The sequence below is a fragment of the Liquorilactobacillus sicerae genome (assembly GCF_029916425.1).
Lineage (GTDB): Bacteria > Bacillota > Bacilli > Lactobacillales > Lactobacillaceae > Liquorilactobacillus > Liquorilactobacillus sicerae.
This window is the reverse complement of sequence record NZ_JAHAVQ010000059.1, coordinates 1-773: the sequence shown is the minus strand read 5'-3', so window position 1 is coordinate 773 and position 773 is coordinate 1. Positions and strand designations below refer to the sequence as shown.

The 773-nt window shown below is 37.5% G+C and carries 2 protein-coding genes; one reads left to right on the top strand and one right to left on the bottom strand.

The features are described 5' to 3' along the window. Positions 1-314, bottom strand: a 314-nt coding sequence (locus tag KH893_RS11170; protein WP_281166193.1) for an ATP-binding cassette domain-containing protein, incomplete at its 3' end; no start/stop codon positions are given. Between the two features lie 40 nt (positions 315-354). On the opposite strand from KH893_RS11170, the gene KH893_RS11165 reads away from it, so the two are divergent. Continuing rightward, a partial coding sequence (locus tag KH893_RS11165) for an HIT family protein (RefSeq protein WP_127825698.1) occupies positions 355-773 on the top strand: 419 nt, incomplete at its 3' end.

The window sequence follows — 773 nt, the reverse complement described above, 5'->3', positions numbered from 1 at the left end:
AGATGGTAAGCGGCAATTGTTGTCTGGATATGTTCCCATAAAGTTAAATCTTCATATATTATTGGCAATTCGGGTATATAGGCCAAATTGTGCTGATAATTAAACGAATCTTTTCTGCTATCCTGCCCATTAAAAGAAATCGAGCCATTTTTTGGCTGCATTAATCCGATTACATGGTTAATCGTGGTTGTCTTCCCTGAGCCGTTTAAACCAATTAGAGCAGTAACGGTCCCTGCTTCAACGGTAAAATTTAGATCTTTAATTGTCTTTGTTTGACCATATCCACCGGTCAAATGTGAAATCTTTAGTGTCATAGTTATCGATTAAATTTTAGCAGACCGATATAATGTAGGCATGGAAGACATATTCGATAAAATCATTCAGGGTGAAATACCTAGTTACAAAGTTTATGAAGATGACGATGTTTTTGCTTTTTTAGACATATCTCAGGCTACGCCCGGACATACTTTAGTTGTGCCAAAGGTAGATGTTAAAGACATTTTTGCCTACGATGATGAATTAGCGAAAAAAATTTTAACAAAACTCCCAATCATCGCACGGGCAGTCAAAGCCTCCAACCCGAAAATTCTTGGAATAAATATTCTCTCAAACAACGGTGTCGCTGCTGGCCAATCAGTTCCCCATTCACATTGGCACATTATTCCTCGATATGAAAATGATGGTTTGCATCTTCCCGGTGCCGTCGATCATTCAAATCAATATGATGAAAAAAGATATAAGGCAATTGCCAAATCAATTCGTGAGCAATTCTA